This is a genomic window from Nonomuraea guangzhouensis (assembly GCF_019396345.1).
Classification (GTDB): domain Bacteria; phylum Actinomycetota; class Actinomycetes; order Streptosporangiales; family Streptosporangiaceae; genus Nonomuraea; species Nonomuraea guangzhouensis.
The window spans coordinates 1-23,011 of record NZ_JAHKRM010000024.1; the positions used below are offsets into that span (position 1 = coordinate 1).

Here is a 23,011-nt window from a genome sequence, read left to right on the forward strand (position 1 = left end):
ACAAGGGCCGGACGAACACATCCGGTGGACGAGCCACGACTACCTCCCAGCTTTCAGAGGCAGCCAGCCTGACGGGTTCACCAGCCGAGATCAATTACCCGGTCAACGTTCCGGGACGGCCCACTAGCTGACCTTGTAGGCATCCTCAAGCTCGTGCAGGCTGCCGGGCAGCGCCCCAGCAGCTGGCCAGTGTCTGCAGCGCGCGCACCACCGTGGTCCGGCCCTCGCCAAGCTCGCGAACCAACTGCGTCTCGGACGGCAGCATGTCGCCAGGTGCGTACTCGCCCGACTCGATCCGCTCCTGAATCGTCCTCATGACCTGGGCATAGTTCGGCGAGCACGCATCCCGGGTAAAGCGGGTGCATCGACGAACTGCCAGCCCTAGATTGCGTGGGGTGGATCTTTCACATCTCGGCGCGCCGATCGGTCCGATGATCCGTGTCCACGGCGGGTTCGCCAACCGGATGTACCGACTCGACACCGACCAGGGGGCATTCGCGGTGAAGGAGTTGAACCTCCTCGATCGCCGCTGGACCTACCGCGCCGAGGACGTGTTCAGGTTCGAGCGGGCGGCCTTCGCCGCCGGCATCCCGATGCCAGAGCCGATCTCGGTCAGCCACGACACGCTCGTCCACCGGTGGGTCGAGGGCGAGAAGATGCCCGAAGCACCCGTGTCGCCGGCGTACGCGTTCGAGATCGGTGAGATTCTGGCGCGCATCCACGCGCTCGACGTCGCGTGGACCCACGTCTCGATCGAGGAGCCGACGTCACGGGACTGGCCCGAACTCGCCGAGCGGGCGACGGCGACCGGACAACCGTGGGCCGGCGAACTCACCTCCCACGTCGCGACGTTCCTCGCAATTGCCCACTTCGTCGACACCTGCGAGCGACCAGGCCCCGTCGTGCTGACCCACAAGGACATCCAGCCGTGGAACCTACTCGCTCGAGCGGGTCGGCCGGTGGTGCTCGACTGGGAGCTCTCGGGGATGCTCAACCTGTCCAGTGAGCTCGGCTCGACAGCGTTGAGCCTCGCGAAGGGACCCGGCTTCGACGACATCAAGCCCGCCATCTTCCGCTCGGTTCTCGACGGCTACGTCGCAGGAGGCGGAGCGCTGCCGCCGTCGGGTCCGAGCTGGTTCGTGTTCATGATCAGCGGCTGGCTGGGGCACACGAGGTGGAACATCCTCCGCTGCCTCGCCGGTGTCGAGGCCGGCACCGGCCCTGACCTCGCGCTGTCGCACGAGTCCGTGCGCAACGGAGTGCACGGCCTCCCCGAACTGTTCGGCCGACTTCCCGAGCTCGAGGCGCTGCTCAGCTGACAGTGACCCGCTTCTGCGCCGGGTGCGCAGCGTGGCGATCCGCGCCCGGCGCCCTCGACCTACCAGCGCAGGTGATCAAAATTGGACGTTGGTCATCGTGTACCACGTCGGAGCGAATGCCAGCAGGGCCAGTGCGACCAGGACCGCGAACGACTTGAGTACGCGTGAGGTGGTGATGATCGCGGGTGCGACGGGCCTCAGCCTCCATCGTCCGACCGCGATGAACGCCGCGACGCCTCCCAGCACCAGATTCGTGGGCACCAATTCGTATTCACCGCGCTTGATATGAAAACCAGCCGCGAGGATCATCGTCAGCGTCAGGCCGACGGCGGCGAGCGGCGCCAGCTTCGGTTTGACTCCCGTCATCGTCGGCAGGATCAGGCCGACGCCGCCAAGTACCTCAAGGACCCCGATGAAGACGATCAGGGACTGCGGCACCGCGGCGTACCAAGCCACAGCCTGGGGTGCTGCCGCATACAGAGCTTCGTCGTACAACAGCACTTTGCCGAAACCGCTGCCGGCAAAGAAGAAGCCCCACAACGCTTGCAGTGACCAAAGTGCGCCGTTGAGCGTGAACTTCGTTCCGCGCCCCTTGGGCTTATCAATGTCCTTGACGCCGAAGAGGTTCTCGCTGACGTGCTGGTTCATGTTCTGTCACTACCTTTTCTCATCGGGTTGGTGGTGATCGGTACGTGGTGACAGGACTCATGCGACCACCGCAGCGAGGTCGCGCGCATCGTCCGTGGGACAGGGTGGGACACGCGAGGCGCTGTCCAGCTGCGAAAACAAGAGTTATTACCGCGACTGCGGACTGGGACGGTTCCCGCGTCGCGGGTATCGAGCATCCATGATCAGGTGCCCGTGAGGCTCGTGGACTACGGAAAGGCGCCGGTGTCGTCGTTGCTGACCGCGGTGAAGTACGAACGCACGGCTGCCACGTTGCGAGGCAGGCGTATCCGGAAGGTCGTCTATTACCCCTTGACGGGCGGGGAGGACGGTTGCGACGTCGTGGAGTGGGACTTCGGGACGTGGCACCAGCCCACCATGGGGGTGGAACTGTTCACGGACGATGGCGCTTGTTTTTCGGCTGTGTGGGGCAGCAGCTTCGACCATTACGGGCTTGAGGTCTTCCCTGAGCCGATGACCGCTCACCTGCGGATGATCGGGGAGCCAGGAGGGCCGGCGGCGGTGGACGTCACCGATCACCCACGCTGGTCGAGCCTGGTCGGCAGAAAGCTCACCTGCGTCGACATCGCCTGGTCCCAAGACCCCGTCCGGACGCCGTACGCGATCAGGTTGTGCTCACGGGAGAAGTCGGTGTGGATAGCCGCCGGGGAACCGGCGGAATGGCCGCCAACCGACGTCTACTACCTGGGTACCGACGATGTCATGGTCATCTTCACCGCCGAGTTCGCGGCCAAGGTGGGCATCCCCTCTGTCGGCTGACCAGCAGGGCCTCGCGAACACCATCCCAGGTGATCTTTTCGGTCACGTTACTCGGGATCGTCGGGATGACCCGACTAACCCGAGCCTGTCATGCCTGCCAGTTCTGTTAGCCGGCGTTCGAGGAAGCGCCGTTCGGCGCCGTCGTCGGTGAGTTGTCTGGCACGTCGATATTCGTCACGTGCCTCGTCGATGCGCCCGAGGCGGCGCAAGAGTTCGGCCCTGGTCGAGTGCAGGTAGCGGAAGTCATCGAGACCGAGTCGGTCGACGAGGCGCAGCCCGGCCTCAGGGCCTTCGGTCTCAGCGATCGCGATGGCGCGGTTGAGCTCCACGACGGGCGAGCCGGTCAGGCGGGCGAGCTCGCCGTACAGCGCCGCGATCTGCGCCCAGTCGCATGGCACCTCGGCGTGCAGCGACGCGATGGCGGCCTGCAGGACGTACGGCCCGTGGGCGCCGAGGGCGAGCGCGCGGTCGAGTTCGGCGCGTCCAGCGGCGATCTGCTCGGTGTTCCAGCGTGACCGGTCCTGATCGGCGAGCAGCACGAGTTCGCCGTCGCAGAACCGCGCCTCGCGACGGGAGTCGTGCAAGAGCATCATCGCCAGCAGCCCGCGAACTTCGAGGTCGTCCGGTAGTAGTTCGGCAAGCGCGCGTCCCAACCAGATTGCTTCTGCCGCGAGCTCGTCGCGGCCGCCGTAACCCTCGTTGAAGATCAGGTAAACGACGGCGAGAACGGCGTCGAGACGCTCGCGGAGCAGGTGAGCCGGTGGCACGCGAAACGGGATCCCCGCAGCTTTGATCTTGCGCTTGGCACGCACCAGCCGCTGCGCCATCGTCCGCTCCGGTACCAGAAAGGCACGAGCGATCTCGTCGGTGCTGAGCCCGCCCAGGGTGCGCAGGATGAGCGCCACCTGCGCCTCGATCGCGAGCGCCGGATGACAGCAGGTGAAGATGAGCTCCAGGCGCTCATCGGGAAAGGTGGGGGTGTTCATCTGCACCTCAACACGATCGCCGCCAACGAGCAGGCCGAACTTGGCCGCGAGGGCTCGATCGCGGCGGATGCGGTCCGTGGCTCGGTTGCGAGCTGTCGTCATCAGCCAGGCGCGCGGGTTGCTGGGGACGCCCTCGCGCGGCCATCGGTCGGCGGCGATCGCGAAGGCCTCCTGCGCGGCTTCCTCGGCGAGGTCGAAGTCGCCGAGGAAGCCGATCAGGGTGGCCAGGATACGGCCCCGCTCCTCACGGAAGACCTGTTCGAGCGCTAGCAATACACCTCCGAGGGGCGGATCTCGACGGCGCCGCCATAGCGTGCCGCCGGGACGCGGGCGGCAACTTCGATGGCTGCGTCGAGGTCGTCGGCCTCCAGGATGAACACGCTGCCCACGGCCTCCTTCATCCCGATGAACGGGCCATCGGTCGTCAGAATCTTGCCGCCCTCGACGCGGACCGTTGTCGCGTTCTCAGGCGGGCCCATCCGCGGCACGGAGGTGACGCCCGGCGTCAGATTGATCCCTTGGTAGTCGGCGTAAACCTGCTTCTGCTCCTCCTCGGAGAGCGCAGCCTGTCGCTCCTGCGCGTCACCCTGATAGGTCAGCATGACGTACTTCATCGCTTCCTCCTCGTCACGACCAGACAGTCACGCGGTAAGACGAACGACGAGCCAGGAAATCGACAGCTCGACGCCGGAAATCTTGACCTCCCCCGAGCCGCGCGCCCAAACGCCCGGGAACGCCGCCACGTCCCGGCGGAGCCTACCTGCGTGTTCGCCGTGCCAGCCACCATGCCGACACTCCGGAAGAAGTCATTGAACACCAGGTAGGAGGCGACCGCGTCGACGAACTGGGGGGCTGATGCCGCGTGACCGGGCAGTGCGGCATCAGGCCAGGGATTCGAGATATTTCTGGATTTCCCGCTTCTTGAAGTACTGCGCCCAGCCCGCCGGCTGCGCGTTGAACTGGGGTTCGCGGGCGGTGTGGTTGGCACCGTGCTCGACCAGCAGACGCACGATCGACAGCTCGCCAGTAGCCGCCGCATGGTGCAAGGCGGTGGCGCCGTCGGAGGTGACGCCGTTGACGCCGAAACCAAGATCGACCAGCAGCCGGACCGCTGACCAGTTGCGCGCCTCGGACATCCGCATAACCAGATCCGCATGCCGATCGCGCAACCCGGGATCGGCGGCCAGCATCGACCGTACCGACGTTTCGTCGGCGGCCTCGGCGGCTTCTACGAACTTCATTGTGTACTCCTCATATGGTCCACCGGATGGTCACGCGGTAAGACGAACGACGAGTCAGGAAATCGACAGCTCGACGCCGGAAATCTTGACCTCCTTCGAGCCGCGCGCCCAAACGCCCGGGAACGCCGCCAGGTCCCGGGCAGAGCCGCAGTCCGATCTCGCCGTCCTCGAAGGTTCCCCCTTCACCACGCCGGTTGAGGCCGAGCTACACCCCTTACCCTGGCTCTCAGCCAGGCCCACGGAGAGCCCTCGCGTATCGTTGGAGCGTCTCCCGCCACCGTTCGCTCGCCAGGACCTCGCCTTCCAGGGCCAGCTCCGCACGCGCACCCGGTGCACATATTCCGTAGATCTGGCCTGCCACCTCCGGAGCCAGCAGGTAGTCGTAGCTGAACGAGCCCTCGAACGCGAGCCATGCCACGACAGCGCCTTCGCAGGCCCGACGCAGGCACACCTCCAGGTACGCCTCCAGCTCCTCGGGAACAGCATCGAAGATCAGGTCGTACTCGAACACGTGGCGGCCCGGCAGATAGTCCTCGTCGGCCGTGAGGTCGTAGACCTTCACCTGCGAGGGCGTGACCTCGCCGTCGCGAAAGTTCACCTGGGGCGCCGCCTCGGCGGTGGTGACCACGAAGACGCTGATGACGCACCGGACACCATCCCAGGTCAGCGCCTCGGCGATCTCTTCCACTACAGACCCCACTTCACACGGTGTGCCGGGCGTTGTGGATACGCCTGCCTGCTTGAGGATGGACTTCCGCCGCTGCCAACCCTGCCCGGCGTCAAAGTCGAGGGCAAGACCGGGCCGCCCCGGACGCCGCCCTATATCGTGCCCATTCCTAGAGAGCGCTCTCTTGACACCTTGGCTGATATTGCTGGAAGGTTTCTGTAAAGTCACACCCGTGAATCCGGTGAGGTAACTCGTATGGACCGCACCCCCCGTTCCAGAACGTTGCTCGCCATCGGTGCCGCTCTCGCCACCATCATCGGGATGCTCGTCCCGATGACCGGCACCGCCAACGCCGCCCCCGCCCCCGGCCCGCTGGTCTGGTCCGATGAGTTCAACGGATCCGCCGGCAGCGCCGTCGACCAGTCGAAGTGGCGCTTCGACATCGGTGGCAGCGGCTGGGGCAACAACGAGCAGCAGTACTACACCAACAGCACCCATAACGCCGCTATGGACGGCGCCGGCAACCTGGCGATCACCGCCCGCCGGGAGAACCCGTCCAACTACCAGTGCCACTACGGCACCTGCCAGTACACCTCCGCCCGCCTGCTCACCTCCGCCACCTTCACCCGGGCCTACGGGCGGTTCGAGGCACGTATGAAACTGCCCCGCGGGCAGGGCATCTGGCCCGCCTTCTGGATGCTCGGCAACGACATCGGGTCGGTCGGCTGGCCCAACAGCGGCGAGATCGACATCATGGAGAACATCGGCCGCGAACCCAGCACCGTTCACGGCACCATCCACGGCCCCGGCTACTCCGGCTCCGCAGGCATCGGCGCCCCGTACTCGATCGCCGGGGCGTTCGCCGACGCGTTCCACACCTTCGCCGTCGACTGGTCCCCGAACCTGATCATCTGGTACGTCGACGGCGTCGAATACCAGCGCCGGACGCCGGCCAGCCTCAGCGGCAACCGCTGGGTCTTCGACCACCCGTTCTTCATGATCATGAATGTGGCGGTCGGCGGTTACTGGCCCGGCTACCCTGACAGCTCCACGGCCTTCCCGCAGACCCTGACCGTCGACTACGTCCGCGTTTATGCCCCGCCCACCAGCGGCTCCGGTGGCCAGATCACCGGCATCGGCGGCAAGTGCGTCGACGTGGCAAGTGCCGGCACCGCCAACGGCACCGCCATCCAGCTCTACGACTGCAACTCCACCGCCGCCCAGAGCTGGACGTGGAACAGCGACGGCTCGGTGCGCGCGCTCGGCAAGTGCATGGACGTCAGTGGCGGCTCCACGGCCAACGGCGCACAGGTGCAGCTCTACGACTGCAATGGCAGCGGTGCTCAAGGATGGACCTACAACTCCGGCACCGGCCAGGTAATCAATCCCCAGTCCAACAAGTGCCTCGACGCAACCGGCGCCAGCTCGGCCAACGGCACCCGGCTGCAGATCTGGGACTGCTCCGGCGGCACCAACCAGCGGTGGACACGCGCCTGACACCCACATCCTGCCAACATCACTTCCCTGTCGAGGGTCACCTTCTCCGCAAAGGGGGCTATCACGCCGAGGCCCTGGATCAGGTCTGGATCGATGTCGAAACGGCGGCCGGCGCGGTGCGAGCAGCGTCGGCCTCCGGCCAGGGCGGCGGAGTAGACGGCAGCGGGTCCTGGAACGAGCAGCAGTACGAGCACGGCGACGGTGAATATCGCTACCCTTGTTTTAATGGGATGTCTCGGATATCAAGAACGCGCTCTCTCGGGAGCATGCCGCTTCTGCCGCGGGCCGAGTACTACATTCAGAGATCTTGCGATTCGACTCTGCGACGCGGTGTAGTAGGGCCGCTGTTCCCCCGGCCCGACAACCCCGACTTCCACGCCTGGCAAGCCGGTCACCGACTCGATCCCGATGATCGGTCCTCCTAATGGCGTCCGCGCAGCGCACGACGACCAGCTTGTCGGGGGTGAGCTTGGGCGGCTGGCAGGTTGGCACCCATCCAAGGCGGCACATGGAACGCACAGGGCTCCGCCTCAGCTCGGCCGCCTACTGACCGCCAGCACCCTGCCCTCCGTGTCGCTCGGCTCAGCCTCCCCCTGCTCGAAGAGGTCGGACTTGCTCAAACGGCGGAGGCGGCTACTTAGCGGGAGGCCTGGGCAGGTGTCGCGCCTGCAATCTCCCGGTGACAAGGTCGAGATCAGCCGTCGACGACGATAACCCCATGAGAAGCTTATGCGCGCTGTTAGGCGTCGTGGCCCTGCTGCTCACGTCACCTCTGACAGGCGCGGCACGCGCACAGACCAGCGGTTCACCAGCTCAGGCGATATCCGCGCTCAAGGGCGAGTTCGCAAAGAGGAGCAGTGTGCTGTTCTCTCGGAACACCCGCCGAGGCTCGCCCTCGGACGCCAGCCTGACGGTTGCTCATGGCAAGTACCGCTTCGCCGCAAAGACAGGTGTTTACGCCGGCGATGTCACGGAGGCTTTCACCGTGGGTGACCTGGACCCGGTGCCCTCCCGCGTGGTCAACATCGGTCGCGATAGCTACACCCAAAGCGGCTGGGAAAGCCTGCCCAAGGGCAAGGAATGGAACCACTGGCGAGACAAGGACAGTTTTCTCTGGTCACAGAACCTGGTGGACGCTCTGAACCCGAAGTTCCTGCAACTGATCTCCGCCGGCGCCGAGAAAGTACCCACCAAAGACCGTTACGACGGCGTCCGCACCTCCCGCTACGACGGCACGGTGGAAGTCGGTTCTATTGGTTCGCGCCAGGTCGGCATCTACTACAGCGAGCGAAAAGAATTCTGGGACGGAGGCCGCGTCAAGTGGAAACTCTGGTTGGGCCCGGATAACCTGCCCAGGCGTTTCCAAGCCGAGATCGTGTACGAGCCCTATGGCGCGGAGCAGAGAGCTGACACCGTAAGGCTGAACGTCCTCTACAAGGGCTGGGGAACGCCTGTGCACATCACCGCCCCTCCCAAGAAGCTCGTGGTCGAAGCTGAGTAGCCACCGTCGAGGCGTCCCCAGCGTCGCCAACATCACCCCATGTCGCTGTGCCAGATGGCACCGTGATAGCACGAACGACCCCGCACCGAGCCGCTGCAGCCCACCCCAAACCGCGCGAGCAGGGGCCCCTGACCTCCTGAAACGCCATGATGCCGATCAGCACAGAACCCCCACGACTTAGGTCTTCTTGTGCGCCTTGAAAAGGGCTCTGGATCGCACCCGCTGTACCAATCCTCACGCGCACGTGCCTTGCGCTGTTTATCAGGTGATCGCTTTCCCGTCGTCGCCATCTGGACCATTATTTCGCGGTGAGTAGTCTCCAGGCTGATGTTGGTTGAGGCGGACAGAGCGGCCGACCTTGTCAGTCGTGTCCGCGTTGGCCCTGTCGGGGGCCGAGAACGTCCGTCCATTCGGCGATCATTTGCTCATCGACTATGGCGTTCCTATCCGGGTCGAACTGGCTGCTGATGAATTCGTAGGTGTCCTGGCGGAATACCAGCCGATCCTCGATTTTGTGTATCGGACCCGCGGCACTGGCTCGGACCGGCTGGCTGCGGGCGAGGACGACCACCGGATGGCCTTCCGTGTCGAACGTGCTGCTGACGATCCGTACGCCGTTGATCTGGGCCAGCATCCGATACAGGCCTGCACGCGTCTTCTGCGTGATCGGCTGAGCGAACAGGTCCGGGGCGAACCTCCACAGGAAGCTGTCCAGAGCGGATCCCTGGGGCCGGCCCACAGCTGACTTGGCGATCACGTTGCGAAGCGCGCTCGGGTCGGATGGCAGGTTCGTCAACTGATCGAACCCCATGTGATTTCCGTCCAGACCCCATTTGGTGAAGCTCTGACCGTTGTCCTCGGTGTAGCCGAGCCGCTGTGTCAACGCCGGTGCGCCGTCGGCACGCCAGTTGGATTCATCTCCAGGCGTGTCGAATGAGACCTTCGGGTCGAGGCCGATGACGGTGCGTACGAATCCGCTCCTGGAAGTCCATTGCTCCATGGTTTCGCATGCGGTGAATCGGTAGGGAAGCCCACTTGGTCGCGACGATGGCGGATTGTCCACCGAGGCCATCGGTCGCTGAACGCCGGTGCGGCACCTCCGGGTCTTCAAATGCCAGTACTTGCCGGAGACCGATTCCCGGACAGCCGCGACGTGCTCAGCTCCAGCGAGCAGGAAAGTCCTGGCGTCGAAGGGAACGGCAGTGCCGGCGTGGTTCGGAGGGGTGAGGCGGCGCTGATCGTTCGCGCCGGCAAACAAGGGAATCATCACGGCCGCCACGACGGCGACCACGACCGAAGCAATTAGCGGAAGCGGCATCCGGAGCGCCCGGTGCCTACGGACGGCCGGAGCCGGCCGTGGAGTCGCAACGATGGCAGCGATCTTCGCGTCTGAGTCGAGCGCGGTTACTTCGTCCAGGGCAACTTCGTCCAGGGCTGAGGGCTTGAGGGCAGCCACTACGTGGTCGTTGGTCATCAGCGATGTCCTTCCAGAACGCCCGTGGGGGATGTCGCCGAAGGCTCATCCTGCTTCAGCGCGCGTGCCAGGCGCCGGCGCGCACGGTGGATTCGCACGTAGTAGAGGGCTGTCGTGCAGCCGAGAACTGTCGCGGCTTGCGCCGGGGTGAGGCCGTACCAGGCGCTCAGGATCAGGATTTCGGCATCTTGCCCCGACAGGGAAGCGAACGCGGCCAGGACGGCTTCGCGCTCGACCACCAGGTCACCGATGTCCCAATCCGCCACGTCGCGCTCATTGGTGAGCTGCGCTATCCGCTGGGCGATCGTCTCGTGTCTGCGGCCGGCGGCAAACTGTTTGAGCCGGTGGTTCCTGGCTACTCCCAGCAGCCAGGGCAACGGATCGTCCTGCGGCACCGCGTCGAGCTTGCGCCATGCCGTCATGAATGTTTCGTTTGCGATATCTTCCGCCACGCTGCGCTGGCTGTAGGCGAGCGCGTAGCTGAACACCTTCGCGTAGTTGCTCTGATATATGAACGTGAAGCGGGCGACTTCATCGCTGTCATTCGGATCGTGGAGGCTGTCGTTCGTCACGCCACCACCACCTCTCGAGTGCGCTGCCAGGTCTGATACCGGGTAACCTCGCGCACACCCGCATTTCTTACACGCCGCACCAGAAATTTAGATCGATTCACGGCTATCGGGGATCACTTGCCACTGGCCCACCAGGCGATCACCGCGGACATGTCCGCCATAAGGTGGGCTCAACACCACAGTGGACACCGGATGGGAGCACAACGGTGATGAACGAAGCTGTCGCCACAGCATCCAAGCAAGTAGTGGAACGCTATTTCGACATGTGGAACACCGGCGATGTCTCCGCCGCCTCAGCCATCCTCAGCCAGGACTGGGTCGACCACGCCCACCCCGAGGTGGCCGGCCCTGCAGCGGTGGAACGCGCGATCAAGCAGATCAAAGCAGCGCAACCAGCCCTCCACTTCCACATCGAACGCATCCTTGCTGACGCTGATCGGATCGCAGCCATTGGCAGCGTTCGCCAAGGACAGGACCTCAGCACGCCAGGGACCGGCATGATCTGGCTGGTTCGGATGGCGGATGGACAGATGGCCGAAATGTGGACATATCGCAGCACCACCTGACGATCAACCCCGCGGGAAACTGAGAAGCGCCCGGTTGCAGAAGTAGACGGGCATGTCGGCGGCGATGGTTGCTGTAGTAGCAGATCCCGCATGGCATCGAGGAGTGCATGTAAAATGAAGGCATGCCTAGGAACATGCAGATCCGCGATGTTCCCGACGACATCGCCGACGCGATCGCAACCCGAGCCCGTGCCAAGGGGCAGTCCGCGCAGGCCTACATGCTGGGTCTGCTGGCGGCGGATGCACGCCGTTCCCGCAACATCGACCTCATCGCCCAGTTCGAGGGGCGTGACGACGGTATGCACAGCGCTCCAGGGCAGATCGCCGAACTCGTTCACCTGGCACGAAACGAGCGGGAGGAGCAACTCGCTGACGACACTGGAGACTGCCCGTGCTCGTGATCGACGCCTCCGTCATGATCAATGCACTTGCCGATGACGGAGAGGCCGGCCGTGCCGCACGCAAGGCCATCATGACCGATCCCGCCTGGATCGCGCCTGCCCACATGCCCAGCGAAGTCGCCCACGTCGTCACCCGCCTCGTCAGGCAAGAACTGATCACACAAGCGCGTGGATGGACCGCCTTTGAGGCGCTCTCCCGGGCCGAGATCGAGTTGGTGGACATCCGGCCTCTCCTGCCTCGCATCTGGGAACTGCGCAGCAACGTCAGGGCTTACGATGCTGCCTGCGTGGCGCTGGCCGAGGCTGAAGGTTGCACCCTGGTCACCGGTGATGCCAGGCTCGTGAGCCTCCCCGTGGTCGTCGACTGCGATATTCGTCTGGTCTAGCGCCTGAAGAGACCGGGCGGAAGCAGGGGCCACGGGCGGTCAACGCGATGGCAGGCGGCGCGTCATGACGCCGATGAACTGCTCGTCCCGCACGAAGCCGAACTCCCGGGAATCCCAGCTGGTGTCCGGGTTGTCGCCCAGCCGGCTGTAGAAGAACTCGCGGCGGTGGATCTGCTCGATGTCCCACTGCATGGTGGCCCGTCTCCGCGTCAGCAGCAGTTCGGCGACGAGTGCCGGGATGGCGGCCAGCAGTACCAGCAGCAGTACCAGGGCGGTCATGGCGGGGCTGAGGATCAGAAGGGAGCCCACGAAGCCGATGAGGGACAGGACTCCGTTCAGGCTTCCGCAGATTCCGCTGACGAGGTCGCCGGTGCTCCCGGCGCCCTCCTGCGCGAGGCGCAGCCGGTCGAGGAACACCGGATCCTCGAAACGCCGCAGGCCGACCTGCCGCTCGGCCGCCGCGAACAGCCGGTCGATCGCCTCGGCTCGCGCGAGGCGTCCGGTCTGGGCGCGCAGATAGCGGCCGATCCCGGGGAGCGCGGCGGCGGACAGGGCCTCCACGGCGGCCGAGGCCAGGTCCCGGATCCCGGCCTGTCGGCTCCCCGGGTCGCTCATGCTGTCGATGCGGCGGAAAGATCCTCCAGGCGTCCGCCCGCGGCGACGACGCGGTGATCGGAGCCGAGCAGGTAGAGCGCCGGGGTCCAGGTGTTCTGGAACGCGCCTGCCACCGGGCCGTCGTAGTTCTCCACGACCACCCGGGCCACCGGCGTGAGCGCTTCGACCGCCTCCGCGTCGTCCCCGGCGACCACCGCCAGCACGTTCTCCCGTCCGAGGGTGCGGGCATGCTCGGTGAAGCGGGGAAGCAGTTTGTGGCAGGGTTCGCAGCCGGCGGAGAAGAATCCGACCAGGCCGACGACCGTATCGTGGGACACCAACTCGCCGGCGACGGTCACGGCGGCGAACTCGCCGACGAGCGAGCCAGGCCGCAACGTGAGGGGCGGCCCGGCATGCTGGACGCCTCCTCCACCCGTCTGCCTCAGCCGGCGGATCAGGCTCAGGGTGAGCAGCAGATTCAATACGCAGAGCAGACCGATGAGCACGATGGCGGCGGTCAGGTAAGGCATCAGGTCGTTCCTCGCGAAGAGATCGACGATGTCGTCGAAAGAGGCGATCAGTATCGCCCCGATGAGCCCCCGCGGCACCTGTCTGAGCCGCGCCGCCAAGGGGGCGGCGGATGTACCGACGTTCTGTCCCCGTCGGCGTGCGGGCGGGCGGCGGCCGACCGCCATCCACGGAGCGCCTAATACAGCCGTATCAGCACTTGCCAAAGGCAACCCTGGTCCAGGCAGCACTGACGGAGGTACCTGGTGCCACCCGAGCAGTTGTAGTAGTTGCTGCAGCCGGCCTCAACGGTCAACGAGACCGAGCATGGTGTCTCCTCTCTGGCCCTGCGGGGCGAGATCGTGATGATCACGATGATCCGGTCTTCCGAATTACGGCGCAACGGTCAAGATTAATTTCCTCGACAATGATCAGAAGGTACAGGGTTTCGTAGTTTCGGGCCAGATATATCGCACCATATTTGTGACCGAAAGTCCGGCTGGACGCCTCCGACCACAGCGGCGCCCGCGTTCCGGCCGGGCGAGTGGCGGGTGATCGTCCAACCCATGTCGTACGAGGGCATCGGACCGTTCCTGCGCCGCCCCCAACCGGGGGATATTTGCCGATAAATCATGGTAATTACTCGCATCCATCTCCCGCGAACAACTACAAGCCAGGCATATCTGAGCCGCCGGAGTTACCAATAAATCCCACCGGCCACAGTTGAACCCTTTTTCCACGATTCTCCTCGCTTCCCTCCACCCGAATTCCGAAGATGGAGCGGAAAAGGAAATACGCCCACAAGAGGAGGCCGGGAGATTGACTGTCACATGGGATGTCGTCTTCGCTCAGCTCATCCGCAGAGAACGGCAGGGCTACTGGGGCAACTGGTCGCTCAACCCGGCGATCACCCCCGGCGCCGTCGGTGTCCTGGACCCGGGCACCGGGGCGTTCACGCCGGTCGGGATGGCCATCCCCGGCCTGACCACCACATCACGGCCGATCTCACAACGGTGGTCGGTCATGTCCGAGCACGTGTCCCGCAAGGAGATCGACCTCGGCGCCGACGGAACGGTCATCGACCCCGACACGGGGACCAAGGTGAATGCGGAGATCACGGTCTCCTGGAGTCTGGAGCAGTCCGGATCGATGTTCTCGGAGTTCGCGGTGACCTCGGAGGAGTTCCTGGACCTGAGCCTGCTCAGAAGTCAGCTGGAATGGCTGGAAGCGACCGCCGAAACGCACAACATGAGCACCGGCCACCGGATCAGTCAGGGCTTCGGCGTTGTCACGAGCGTGATCTGGGCCAAAAGCGGCCTGAACATCGCGGCGCAGTCGGAGAACACGACGTTCTCCCTCAGCGGATCTGTCGGCGCGGTCCACGACCTGCTCGGGCAGGGAAAAGGACAGGGATCGTTCGCGACCGCCTCCGCCGACAAGAGCGTCTCTCAGCACCTCTGGCCGGAGACGCCCGAATCTCTGGCCCCATGCCCTGCACCCATCGCCTACACTTTCGCCTCGTTCGACGGCAGGACGGTGATGGAGAGGTGGACGGGCGTCCTCGGCTCCTTCGAGCTGCTGCTGAACAGCGTCCCCGGCTGCACCTATGTCGTGAATGCGAGCCTTACCTACGACACCGTGACCAGAACCGCCCTGATTCCCGCCGGGCTCAGTGCGACCTTCGGGGCAATCCCCCTCGATGCCACCAACCTGGTTCTCGATCTCGCCTTCAAGGGCGTCTTCTCCGACGAGCACCACCGCTTCGAATGGAACACCCCGCTGGGCCAGTGGGCCGGCGGCGTACGCCAGATCGACCTCAGCGGCGTCTGGCCGGGCAGCACCTCAGCGCTCGACGTCCAGTCGGGCAACCCGCACTGAACTCCAACAGGTCGGTGAGGCAGGGCTTTCGGCCTCAACTGCCGTATCGCTACCATCGGGCACTAATCGCCTACTTTGGCGATTTTAGGCATGAGCGCATCGACCGGTGAGGAGTGTCCGGCACGTGGCTGGATTGGGCAGGGCCGGGCGGCGAAGAACACGGACCGTGGGCGACGAGAACGGGTTACCGGAGTCGACCAGTGGCCGTCCGCGTCGACCGGCCGGTGGCCGCCGGCTGCCCCTGCGTACGGTGCTGATCATTGTGGTGTTCGTACCGACGGTGACTTTCGCCCCGCTGTTGGCTTCGGGCATGTACCAACTGTTCAGCCAGTGGCAGGCGGAGAAGGCCCAGATGGATCTGGCCACCACTACCGTCGGCAGACCCGCCGCGAACCTGTTCTTCACCCTTGACCAGGAGCGGCGACTCACCGCGGAGGCACAGGCCGACCCCCGTAGCGGCGCCCGTGACGAGCTCGCCAAGCAGCGCGCGGTGACCGACAAGGCCGTGAGCGTCTTCCGTCCGCTGGCGGCTCTGGACGCCCCCGACGGCCAGGAGGGGCTCACCGAGGCCGTCACCCGGACCGTACGCAGCCTCGGCCCCCTCGACCAGCAGCGCCAGGCGGTGGACGGCGGTTCGGGCGGCGCGCAGAAGGCGTTCGACTTTTACACCGGTGTCATCGAGGCCGACCTCGGCGTATTGACCGCCCTCAGCCACACCGAGCACGGCGAGGTGGGCACCAAGGCGCAGACACTGGTCGACCTCTTCTGGGTCATCGACATGCTCGGCCGCGAAGACGCCGTTCTGGCCCGCGGCTGGGACACCGGGCACCTGACGAAGGACGAGTGGGACCTGGTCGCCGACGCCATCGGCACCAAGGAGCACCTCCTGCGGTCCCGGGTGGCCCCCAGCCTCCTGGCGAACGAGAGCCAGTACGGAACGCTGACGGCCAGCAAGGCGTGGCAGGCCATGACCGCTCTTGAGGAGCGGCTGGTCACCTCCGGGACCGGCGGCGAGAGCGGCCAGGTGTCGCTGCGCGAGGTCGGCGGCGCGTGGCGTTCCTCGGTGGACACGATCTCCCCGCAGCTGCTGGAAGTCCTCAGCCGCCGGCTCGAGAACGTCAGCCAGATCGGCTACGCGCACGCCCGCACACTCTTCGTGGTCTTCATGAGCGTCAGCAGCGTGGGCCTGCTCGCCCTGATCCTGGTCGTGTTCACCAGCTGGCGCCTGACCGCCATCCTTCGGCGGCGCATCCTCCGCCTGCGCGAGGAGGCCCAGGAACTCCAGGAGCGGCTGCCCGATGTGGTCGCCCGGCTGGAGCGCGGCGAGGACGTCGACGTGGACGCGGAAGTACACATGGTCGAGCCCACTCCCGACGAGCTCGGCGAGCTCGGGCAGGCCCTCAACCTGGCCAGCCGCAGCGCGGTGCTCACTGCCGTACGGCAGGCCGAACAGCACCGTGGCTTCCAGCGCATGCTCCAGCGCATCGCCCGCCGTACCCAGATCCTCATCGGTCTTCAGCTGAAGAAGCTTGACGAGATGGAGCGCAAGCACGAGGACCCCGAGGTGCTGGAGGGCCTGTTCGACCTGGACCACCTCACCGCCCGGCTGCGCCGCTACGAGGAGAACCTGGTGATCCTCGGCGGCGGCCAGCCGCAGCGCCGCTGGCGCAAGCCGGTGCGCCTGCTCGATGTACTGCGCGCCGCCCAAGGCGAGGTCCAGGACTACCGACGGATCCTGATCGAGGTCCAGGGCGAGCCCTGGATAGCCGAGCGCGCGGTGGGACCGCTGGTCCACGTCCTGGCGGAGCTGATGGAGAACGCCACCGCCTTCTCCAAGCCACCGACCCCCGTCGAGGTACGGGCCGCACTGGTCAGCCGGGGCATCGCCGTGGAGATCGAGGACCGCGGCCTGGGCATGGAGCCCGAGCAGTACGTGGCCGCCAACGCCCTGATGCAGTCGCCGCCGCAGCTCGATGTGATGACCCACGCCGATGATGTGCGGCTCGGCCTGTACGTGGTCGCACGGCTCGCCGCGAGCCTGGGACTCAAGGTGACGCTGCGGACGTCGGCCTTCGGCGGCACCCGGGTCATCGTGCTGCTGCCGACGTCGCTGGTGGTGGAGCGCCCCCGGGTGGTACCCCAGCCGGCCGCGCCCCCCGAGGAGGCCCCCACCAGGCCGGAAAGCACCCCACCCGAGGAGGAGGCAGAGTTGCCGACTCGCTCCAGGGGACGCGCGATGGCACATGTGACAGCGCCCGCCGCCGAGTCTCCGGATCGGGGCGACGCACCCCAGGGCCCGCTCCCCCAGCGGGTACGCCAGGCGAGTCTGGTCACCGAGCTCAAAGTCCCGGCGGACAGGGACGAACAGACCGACCAGGAGAACTGGGCCGTACGTGACCAACCCACCCGATCCAGTGCCACAATCGGTGCGTTCCAGAGGCAGTCCCGCAGGAGCCGGACCGGTGACGACGCCTTCCAGCCCCGGCAGGACGGATCCCCCGAACCCGGTTCCCCTAGGACGGAAGATCGAGGATGACGCAGCGAACCACCGCCACCGACACAGACCTGGACTGGCTCCTGGACGGCCTGGTCAATCAGGTCGCGGGCACCCGGCACGCCATCGTGCTGTCCGACGACGGCCTGGTGATCAGCCGGTCCCAGACCATCGAACGCGCGGACGCCGAACGCCTCGCCGCGATCGCCACGGGCCAGCAGAGCCTGGCTCGCGGCGTCGGGCAACTCTTCAGCGGCGGACCGGTTCACCAGGTCATCATCGAGATGGCCGACCTGTGGCTGTTCATCACGTCCGCGGGCCGCGGCACCCATCTGGCCGTGGTCGCCTCCCAGGAGGTCGACGCCGAGCTGATGGCCGTCGCGATGCACACCCTGGTCCAGCAGGTCGGCCAGAAGCTGGGGACCGACGCGCGCCACCCGCAGGCCGATGACGCGGGCGGACACGGATGAAACACTGGACGGAGGGCTTCGACGACGCCGGCGCCGACGAATCCCTTGTCCGTCCCTATACGATCACCGGCGGACGCACCACCTCCGAACGGGACGACCTCACGCTGATCACCCTGTTGACGGCGATCCCCGAGGTCTCTTCAGAGACCAGACACGGCCGCCGGAGACTGCAGCCGGAGCACCGCGCCATCCTCGCCATGTGCAAGCGCCCCCTGGCGGTGGCCGAAGTCGCCTCCGCGCTGAACCTCCCGGCGTCGGTGACCAAGATCCTCATCGGCGATCTGATCGATGCCAGTCAACTGCGCGCCCAGCCACCCTTGGCCTTCGCCAAAGCGGGCGGCCTTCCCGGTATGGCGATCCTTGAGGCGGTGAGGGATGGGCTACGCAACCTCTGACCACGGGGACGGTGCTCCCCTGGCAGTGAAGATCCTGGTCGCCGGCGGTTTCGGCGTCGGGAAGACGACGCTGGTCGGCGCGGTGAGCGAAGTCGCTCCGCTGCGTACCGAGGAGTATCTGACCCATGCCAGCGTCGGCGTGGACGATCTAGACGGGCTGAGCGGCAAGTCCACCACGACCGTCGCGCTCGACTTCGGGCGCATCACCCTCAACAGCCGGCTCGTGCTCTACCTGTTCGGCACCCCGGGGCAGGAACGCTTCTGGTTCATGTGGAACGACCTGGTCAACGGGGCGATGGGAGCGATCGTCCTGGTCGACACCCGCCGGCTGGACGTGAGCTTCGCGTCGATCGACTTCTTCGAGAGCCGCCGGATCCCCTTCGTCGTCGGCGTGAACTGCTTCCACGGCGTCAAGGACCGCACGCAGGAGGAGATCCGCAAGGCACTCGACCTCGATCCGCAGGTGCCGCTGGTGCTCTGTGACGCCCGCGACCGGACGGCGGGCCGCGACGTCCTGCTGGCGCTCGTCGACCACCTGATGGCCGCTCAGTCCCGCGTCGCGGCCCACCCCGTGGCCTGACCGAGCCGCCCGTCAAGGGGTCCAGGTCGTGGACAGCAGGGTGGGCACGACGCCTTGCTTGGCCGTCACGAGGACGAGGACCGGCGCGTTCATGGGCGCCGGGAGCTCGAGCTCGGTGATGTTGCCGCTCGTCGACTGGATCAGCGGCGCCAGGTCGCCGTCCTGAACGCTCAGGACCTGCTGTACGGTCGGCGCGCCCGCTCTGAAGGTCCAGCCGCTGCCCCCGGGCCGGGCCTTCCGGATCAGCGCGCGGACTCGCCTGCCCGATGTGGCCTCCGCCCTGCTGTCCAGGCGGACGGTCAGGGTGCCCCCCGAGCCGAAGACGCCCGGCGGCGTGGGGTTGACGACGAGCAGGCCGGAGCGGAGGGAGCGGCTCTCACGGTCACGGCGGCCGGTCAAGCCGCCGCAGCTGATCAGGGAGGAGTCCTCGCTGCCCGCGCCGTTCCACGTCTGGCGGGCGGCGGCGATGGCCTGGCCCTCCGCCGGGCTCACGGCGAAGGTCACGCTGTCGATGCGCAGCCCGGCTACGCCGTCTTCCATGACGGATCCCGCCACGGCTTCGCGGAGCGCGCCGGAAACGCCGCGGCCCTCCATGATGTCCAGCGCCTCGATACAGATCAGACCATCGTCCGGCATCTCCTCGGGCAGCAGGTCGAAGACGACCACGCTCCTCTTGATGCGGCTGCCGGCCTTCAGCAGCACGCATTGGCGCAGCCGCCCCTGGGAGCGGACCTGGATGAGCCGGGGCAGGCCCTTGGCGGCCTCCGCCGTGTCCGTCTCCTCCTCGTGCCAACCGGGCACCGACTTGGCGTCCACGGCCAGCGTGACCGTGACCCGCAGTCGGCGGCCCGCGGCGGCCACCTTGAAGCCGGCCAGTCCCGACCGCTCGAACCGGCCCACGATCTGGACGCCACGATGCAACTGGTCGGCCACCTGTAGCGCCGCCGTCTGGCCGCCGGCGATCTCGATCGGCACCTCGCAGGGAACGACGAGCCGGTCGAAGTCGGTGGCGGTGCCGGCGATCGGCGATGTGCTCATGACGCGCTCCTCGAAGCGGCCAAGGCCGCGGCGAACCCACTGGAATCCTGGACGTCGAACCGGCTCAGCAGCGGGTCGCGCCGCTCCCACATCCTGCGTATCGAGCAGTAGAGCGGGTCGCCGTCGCGCTCCACGTGCCGCAGGCCGGCGATGAGCGTACTCAGGTACTCGTTGCCCGCCCCGACCTCCCAGTGCGGCACCAGCGGCGATGGCACGTCGGCACCGCTGCGGTAGAGCCAGAGCCACAGCCGGGCCCGCTCCCGCTGCTCGGCCCCCAGGATGGACTCGCCCTTCGCGTGCTTGGCGACGGCCTCGCCGAGCAGCCGCCAATAGTCGTCCCGCGTCTGGGCGACGTGCGACAGCCCGCATCCGCTCCACTCGGACCAACCGGCCTGGATGACCGGGATGCCGAAAGCGGGCAACTCGCTGGAGACGCTCCCGCGGACCGTCACCCCTACCTCGGTCACGCTCCACAGCACGTTCTTCGACAGTGCCAGGCTGGGCATGAACGCCATGTGCGCACGCGCTGAATGGCGTTCCGCGACCGAGGCGAAATGGCCGGTCGTGTCATACCGGAACTGGCTCGGATGATCCAGGAAGAGCCAGTTCACACCGTCGTTCGCGGCGGCGAAGTCCGCGGTCTCCTCGAACCATCGCGCCAGGTCATCGAACAGCTCCCTGTTGGTGCCGAGAGCGTCGGAGACGGCATGGTGGAAGACGGTGAACACCGGCAGGTCCGGGTCGATCCCGAAACGTTCGCACGCGTGCTGGCGGATCTGGCGCCGCTCCGTTTCGGTACGCAGTTCGAAATCGCTCACGTTCCCGGCCCGCCACCAGCTCGGCCTGCCGAGGTTGACTTTCGCCCGCCACGCCAGGAACTCCGCGCTCGGCTTGATGAGATCCCGGTTCGACCAGACGAACTCCTCGAAATACTCGGCGATCTGGCAGGTCAGCTCTTCCCGGAACGTGCCGAGCCCCCTGCGCCGCTCCGGGAAGAGCGCGTACGCCTTCAAGGTCCCGGTGCTCTGTACATGCACGACCGGGACCTCCCGGCGGATGGCCGTATCGACCGCCAGCCCCCACTGGTCGTAGTCGACATGGCTGGTGACCAGCGCGTCCGGCGACAGCTCGGCGAACAGCCGGTCGTAGACGGCGGAAAGGGCTCTGGTACGGCTGCGCCGCGGTCGATGCCAAGGCTCTTCGGCGTCCGGCAGCCGCGGCACCCGGCCCAGCCGGATCAGCGTCGCCTTTTCCACGGCGGCCACCGTCTCGGGGTCACTCACCTCTGTCGGGCTGTCACCTCGGTCGGCGCTCGGGCTGTCACCTCGGTCGGACAGGTGGCGATTCACGAGGTCGTGCACGTCGAACACCTTGGCGGCACCGAACGCCTCGGACAGCCGCCGAATCCGCTCGACGTCGAACTGCTCCCAAAGCACCTCGTTCCACTCCCGGTCCATGCCGGTGAGCACGACCAGCCGGGCCGACCTCAGGTCGCAGATCGCGTTCGCCACCAGAAGGTTGCGCACGATGACCCTGATGTCCTCGTGGAACGCCTCTGCCACGACCACCGGCCCACTGTCATCCCGAGGAGGGCGATGCTCCCAATATGACCGGGCAGCGATGAGCAGGCGGTCGAACTGCTCGTCATCCCCGACAAGGTTCATGATCTCTCCCCCGATCAGCAAGGCCGCGTCGACCCTGGCAGACCGGAGAACGAAGCATCGTGGCCTTTGCCACTACCTCGCGTGATCCTTGCCGCGAAATGGTTCCGCGCTCGCTACTGACGTCGTTCGTGGAAGGTACGCCGTAGGTCTTCGACCCACTCGTCCGGGATCTCCCACGGGATGAAATGCCCGCCGTGGTCATGAGCGGTGATGTTGACGTGGTTGTACCAAGCGGCGCGATCGCTGTCGAGGAAGCTCTTCACCCGCTCTTCGCCGGTCGTCACGCCGGGCGGATTCTCGTAGCCGACGAAGGTGATGCCCGTGGGGGCCTCGATCACCGGCCGGCGGTCATGCGACGGGGTCCACGGGTAGCGGTTGTTGTTGGCGTACGTACGGATCGAGGTGTCGATGGCGTTGCCCGCCCAGTAGATCGTCGCGTGGGTGAGGAGATCGTCCCTGGTGAACACGCTTTCCACGTCCCCGTGGCTGTCGGACCAGGTCGTCCAACGTTCCAGCATCCAGGCGAGCATGCCGACCGGAGAGTCGGCCAGTCCGTAACCGAGCGTGGCCGAGTCGAGCATGTGCGCTGCCAGGTGGACGGCGAAGCGCTTTTCGAAGGCCATGAGCCGCTCGTGGTCGGCCGGCGGCAGGTTCTCCGGGACGGGTCTGCCGCCGCTGATGTCCCAGGCGCGCTCGCCGTTGAAGAACGTGAGTTTCAGCGCGGACCCGATGTGGATCGCGTAGAGCTCGTCGGCGTACTTGTGCCCGAGCTGCCCGGTGACCAGCGCGCCGACGTCACAGCCGCCGGCCGCGTACTTCTCGTACCCGAGGACACCGGTCATCAGCTCGTGCCAGACGTCGGCGATCTTCCAGAAGTTCATGTCCGGGTGATTCGTCAGCGGTGTCGAGAATCCGAAGCCGGGCAGCGACGGCACGATCACGTCGAACGCGTCCGCCGGATCGGCTCCGAACGCGGCCGGGTCGGCGAGCGGGTCGATGACCTTGGACCAGTGCCAGAACGTCCACGGCCAGCCGTGGCTGAGGATCAGCGGCACCGGATTCGGCCCGACGCCGGGCTTACGCATGAAGTGGACCGGCACTCCGCCGACGTCGACGCGGTAGTGCTCGTAGGCGTTGATCGCGCGCTCGGCGGCGCGCCAGTCGAAACCGTCCGCCCAGTACGCCACGAGCTTCTGCAGGTACGAGCGGCGCACCCCGTAGTAGCCGTCGTCATTGCCAGCGTCCAGCGGCCACTTGGTCGCGGTCAGTCTGCGACGCAGGTCGTCAAGCACCTCGTCGGACACGTGGAGCGGCGTCGGCTCAAGGGGCACGATT

Annotated in this window: 24 protein-coding genes and 1 pseudogene; 12 read left to right on the forward strand and 13 right to left on the reverse strand. The window is 66.3% G+C overall.

Translation table 11 applies throughout. The features are described from left to right. Nucleotides 1-184: 184 nt before the first annotated feature. A pseudogene (locus KME78_RS40800) lies at nt 185-316 on the reverse strand (GntR family transcriptional regulator); the annotation flags it as partial. A 79-nt stretch (nt 317-395) separates the two neighbouring features. On the opposite strand from KME78_RS40800, the gene KME78_RS40805 reads away from it, so the two are divergent. Next, complete coding sequence (locus KME78_RS40805) at nt 396-1,319, forward strand: phosphotransferase family protein (RefSeq protein ID WP_219534876.1); 924 nt, start codon at nt 396-398, stop codon at nt 1,317-1,319. Between the two features lie 75 nt (nt 1,320-1,394). Here KME78_RS40805 and KME78_RS40810 read toward each other — a convergent pair whose 3' ends face one another. Beyond that, nucleotides 1,395-1,967 carry a DoxX family protein gene (locus KME78_RS40810; RefSeq protein ID WP_219534877.1) on the reverse strand — a complete coding sequence of 191 codons (573 nt, stop codon included), beginning with the start codon at nt 1,965-1,967 and terminating at the stop codon, nt 1,395-1,397. Between the two features lie 213 nt (nt 1,968-2,180). Here KME78_RS40810 and KME78_RS40815 point away from each other — a divergent pair, with 213 nt between their 5' ends. Beyond that, entirely contained in the window at nt 2,181-2,765 is a 585-nt protein-coding gene (locus KME78_RS40815; protein WP_219534878.1) for a hypothetical protein, read from the forward strand. A gap of 74 nt (nt 2,766-2,839) precedes the next feature. Here KME78_RS40815 and KME78_RS40820 read toward each other — a convergent pair whose 3' ends face one another. The 4 genes from KME78_RS40820 to KME78_RS40835 form a co-directional block, all read right to left on the reverse strand. Next, nucleotides 2,840-4,024, reverse strand: a complete 1,185-nt coding sequence (locus tag KME78_RS40820; RefSeq protein ID WP_219534879.1) for an RNA polymerase sigma factor — start codon at nt 4,022-4,024, stop codon at nt 2,840-2,842. Next, nucleotides 4,018-4,365: a YciI family protein gene (locus KME78_RS40825; protein WP_219534880.1), complete on the reverse strand. Its 348-nt coding sequence runs from the start codon at nt 4,363-4,365 to the stop codon at nt 4,018-4,020. The genes KME78_RS40820 and KME78_RS40825 overlap by 7 nt, the downstream gene beginning before the upstream one ends. 267 nt (nt 4,366-4,632) lie before the next feature. Further along, complete coding sequence (locus KME78_RS40830; protein WP_219534881.1) at nt 4,633-4,992, reverse strand: ankyrin repeat domain-containing protein; 360 nt, start codon at nt 4,990-4,992, stop codon at nt 4,633-4,635. Between the two features lie 226 nt (nt 4,993-5,218). Further along, on the reverse strand, nt 5,219-5,692 hold the full coding sequence (locus tag KME78_RS40835; protein WP_219534882.1) for a hypothetical protein: 474 nt from the start codon (nt 5,690-5,692) through the stop codon (nt 5,219-5,221). Nucleotides 5,693-5,914: 222 nt separating this feature from the next. Between KME78_RS40835 and KME78_RS40840 the strand changes: the two genes are divergently transcribed. Together KME78_RS40840 and KME78_RS40845 are read left to right on the forward strand one after the other, a co-directional pair. After that, nucleotides 5,915-7,156 (forward strand): glycoside hydrolase family 16 protein, encoded by a 1,242-nt coding sequence (locus tag KME78_RS40840; RefSeq protein ID WP_219534883.1) that lies wholly within the window; start codon nt 5,915-5,917, stop codon nt 7,154-7,156. A 748-nt stretch (nt 7,157-7,904) separates the two neighbouring features. Further along, nucleotides 7,905-8,657, forward strand: coding sequence for a hypothetical protein (locus KME78_RS40845; RefSeq protein ID WP_219534884.1), 753 nt, complete (start codon nt 7,905-7,907; stop codon nt 8,655-8,657). Between the two features lie 361 nt (nt 8,658-9,018). Here KME78_RS40845 and KME78_RS40850 read toward each other — a convergent pair whose 3' ends face one another. Both KME78_RS40850 and KME78_RS40855 read right to left on the reverse strand, forming a co-directional pair. Further along, nucleotides 9,019-10,131 carry a CU044_5270 family protein gene (locus KME78_RS40850; protein WP_219534885.1) on the reverse strand — a complete coding sequence of 371 codons (1,113 nt, stop codon included), beginning with the start codon at nt 10,129-10,131 and terminating at the stop codon, nt 9,019-9,021. Then, nucleotides 10,131-10,703 (reverse strand): RNA polymerase sigma factor, encoded by a 573-nt coding sequence (locus KME78_RS40855; RefSeq protein ID WP_219534886.1) that lies wholly within the window; start codon nt 10,701-10,703, stop codon nt 10,131-10,133. The genes KME78_RS40850 and KME78_RS40855 overlap by 1 nt, the downstream gene beginning before the upstream one ends. Nucleotides 10,704-10,912: 209 nt before the next feature. Between KME78_RS40855 and KME78_RS40860 the strand changes: the two genes are divergently transcribed. The 3 genes from KME78_RS40860 to KME78_RS40870 all read left to right on the forward strand — a co-directional run bounded on the left by KME78_RS40860 (nt 10,913) and on the right by KME78_RS40870 (nt 12,056). Continuing rightward, the gene (locus tag KME78_RS40860; protein ID WP_219534887.1) at nt 10,913-11,269 is read left to right on the forward strand and encodes an ester cyclase; all 357 of its coding nucleotides are present in this window, start codon (nt 10,913-10,915) and stop codon (nt 11,267-11,269) included. 122 nt (nt 11,270-11,391) lie between these two features. Then, a complete protein-coding gene (locus KME78_RS40865) occupies nt 11,392-11,670 on the forward strand; it encodes a hypothetical protein (protein WP_219534888.1) in 279 nt (92 codons plus the stop codon). Then, nucleotides 11,661-12,056: a type II toxin-antitoxin system VapC family toxin gene (locus KME78_RS40870; protein ID WP_308127321.1), complete on the forward strand. Its 396-nt coding sequence runs from the start codon at nt 11,661-11,663 to the stop codon at nt 12,054-12,056. The genes KME78_RS40865 and KME78_RS40870 overlap by 10 nt, the downstream gene beginning before the upstream one ends. A 39-nt stretch (nt 12,057-12,095) precedes the next feature. Here KME78_RS40870 and KME78_RS40875 read toward each other — a convergent pair whose 3' ends face one another. Both KME78_RS40875 and KME78_RS40880 read right to left on the reverse strand, forming a co-directional pair. Then, on the reverse strand, nt 12,096-12,671 hold the full coding sequence (locus KME78_RS40875) for a S26 family signal peptidase (protein WP_219534889.1): 576 nt from the start codon (nt 12,669-12,671) through the stop codon (nt 12,096-12,098). After that, entirely contained in the window at nt 12,668-13,258 is a 591-nt protein-coding gene (locus tag KME78_RS40880) for a TlpA family protein disulfide reductase (protein ID WP_219534890.1), read from the reverse strand. Before KME78_RS40880 ends, KME78_RS40875 begins: the two co-directional genes overlap by 4 nt. 718 nt (nt 13,259-13,976) lie before the next feature. Here KME78_RS40880 and KME78_RS40885 point away from each other — a divergent pair. From KME78_RS40885 to KME78_RS40905, 5 genes are all read left to right on the forward strand, one after another. Next, nucleotides 13,977-15,035, forward strand: coding sequence for a hypothetical protein (locus tag KME78_RS40885; protein ID WP_219534891.1), 1,059 nt, complete (start codon nt 13,977-13,979; stop codon nt 15,033-15,035). A gap of 166 nt (nt 15,036-15,201) precedes the next feature. Further along, entirely contained in the window at nt 15,202-17,571 is a 2,370-nt protein-coding gene (locus KME78_RS40890; RefSeq protein WP_219534892.1) for a sensor histidine kinase, read from the forward strand. Next, the gene (locus tag KME78_RS40895) at nt 17,568-17,999 is read left to right on the forward strand and encodes a roadblock/LC7 domain-containing protein (RefSeq protein ID WP_219534893.1); all 432 of its coding nucleotides are present in this window, start codon (nt 17,568-17,570) and stop codon (nt 17,997-17,999) included. Before KME78_RS40890 ends, KME78_RS40895 begins: the two co-directional genes overlap by 4 nt. Continuing rightward, nucleotides 17,996-18,394 (forward strand): DUF742 domain-containing protein, encoded by a 399-nt coding sequence (locus KME78_RS40900; protein ID WP_219534894.1) that lies wholly within the window; start codon nt 17,996-17,998, stop codon nt 18,392-18,394. The genes KME78_RS40895 and KME78_RS40900 overlap by 4 nt, the downstream gene beginning before the upstream one ends. After that, nucleotides 18,375-18,974, forward strand: coding sequence for a GTP-binding protein (locus KME78_RS40905; protein WP_219534895.1), 600 nt, complete (start codon nt 18,375-18,377; stop codon nt 18,972-18,974). The genes KME78_RS40900 and KME78_RS40905 overlap by 20 nt, the downstream gene beginning before the upstream one ends. A 12-nt stretch (nt 18,975-18,986) precedes the next feature. On the opposite strand, the gene KME78_RS40910 is transcribed toward KME78_RS40905, so the two are convergent. The 3 genes from KME78_RS40910 to KME78_RS40920 all read right to left on the reverse strand — a co-directional run bounded on the left by KME78_RS40910 (nt 18,987) and on the right by KME78_RS40920 (nt 23,007). Then, a complete protein-coding gene (locus tag KME78_RS40910) occupies nt 18,987-20,012 on the reverse strand; it encodes a hypothetical protein (RefSeq protein ID WP_219534896.1) in 1,026 nt (341 codons plus the stop codon). Continuing rightward, on the reverse strand, nt 20,009-21,676 hold the full coding sequence (locus tag KME78_RS40915) for a hypothetical protein (RefSeq protein ID WP_219534897.1): 1,668 nt from the start codon (nt 21,674-21,676) through the stop codon (nt 20,009-20,011). The genes KME78_RS40910 and KME78_RS40915 overlap by 4 nt, the downstream gene beginning before the upstream one ends. Nucleotides 21,677-21,789: 113 nt before the next feature. Further along, the gene (locus KME78_RS40920) at nt 21,790-23,007 is read right to left on the reverse strand and encodes an epoxide hydrolase family protein (RefSeq protein WP_308127322.1); all 1,218 of its coding nucleotides are present in this window, start codon (nt 23,005-23,007) and stop codon (nt 21,790-21,792) included. Nucleotides 23,008-23,011: the final 4 nt, after the last annotated feature.

Excerpts from the sequence above, each read along its gene's own strand:
- KME78_RS40810 (WP_219534877.1), bottom strand. The coding sequence starts at position 1,967 with ATGAACCAGCACGTCAGCGAGAACCTCTTCGGCGTCAAGGACATTGAT.
- KME78_RS40825 (WP_219534880.1), bottom strand. The coding sequence starts at position 4,365 with ATGAAGTACGTCATGCTGACCTATCAGGGTGACGCGCAGGAGCGACAG.
- KME78_RS40830 (WP_219534881.1), bottom strand. The coding sequence starts at position 4,992 with ATGAAGTTCGTAGAAGCCGCCGAGGCCGCCGACGAAACGTCGGTACGG.
- KME78_RS40840 (WP_219534883.1), top strand. The coding sequence starts at position 5,915 with ATGGACCGCACCCCCCGTTCCAGAACGTTGCTCGCCATCGGTGCCGCT.
- KME78_RS40850 (WP_219534885.1), bottom strand. The coding sequence starts at position 10,131 with ATGACCAACGACCACGTAGTGGCTGCCCTCAAGCCCTCAGCCCTGGAC.
- KME78_RS40860 (WP_219534887.1), top strand. The coding sequence starts at position 10,913 with ATGAACGAAGCTGTCGCCACAGCATCCAAGCAAGTAGTGGAACGCTAT.
- KME78_RS40865 (WP_219534888.1), top strand. The coding sequence starts at position 11,392 with ATGCCTAGGAACATGCAGATCCGCGATGTTCCCGACGACATCGCCGAC.
- KME78_RS40875 (WP_219534889.1), bottom strand. The coding sequence starts at position 12,671 with ATGAGCGACCCGGGGAGCCGACAGGCCGGGATCCGGGACCTGGCCTCG.
- KME78_RS40895 (WP_219534893.1), top strand. The coding sequence starts at position 17,568 with ATGACGCAGCGAACCACCGCCACCGACACAGACCTGGACTGGCTCCTG.
- KME78_RS40900 (WP_219534894.1), top strand. The coding sequence starts at position 17,996 with ATGAAACACTGGACGGAGGGCTTCGACGACGCCGGCGCCGACGAATCC.
- KME78_RS40905 (WP_219534895.1), top strand. The coding sequence starts at position 18,375 with ATGGGCTACGCAACCTCTGACCACGGGGACGGTGCTCCCCTGGCAGTG.
- KME78_RS40910 (WP_219534896.1), bottom strand. The coding sequence starts at position 20,012 with ATGAGCACATCGCCGATCGCCGGCACCGCCACCGACTTCGACCGGCTC.
- KME78_RS40915 (WP_219534897.1), bottom strand. The coding sequence starts at position 21,676 with ATGAACCTTGTCGGGGATGACGAGCAGTTCGACCGCCTGCTCATCGCT.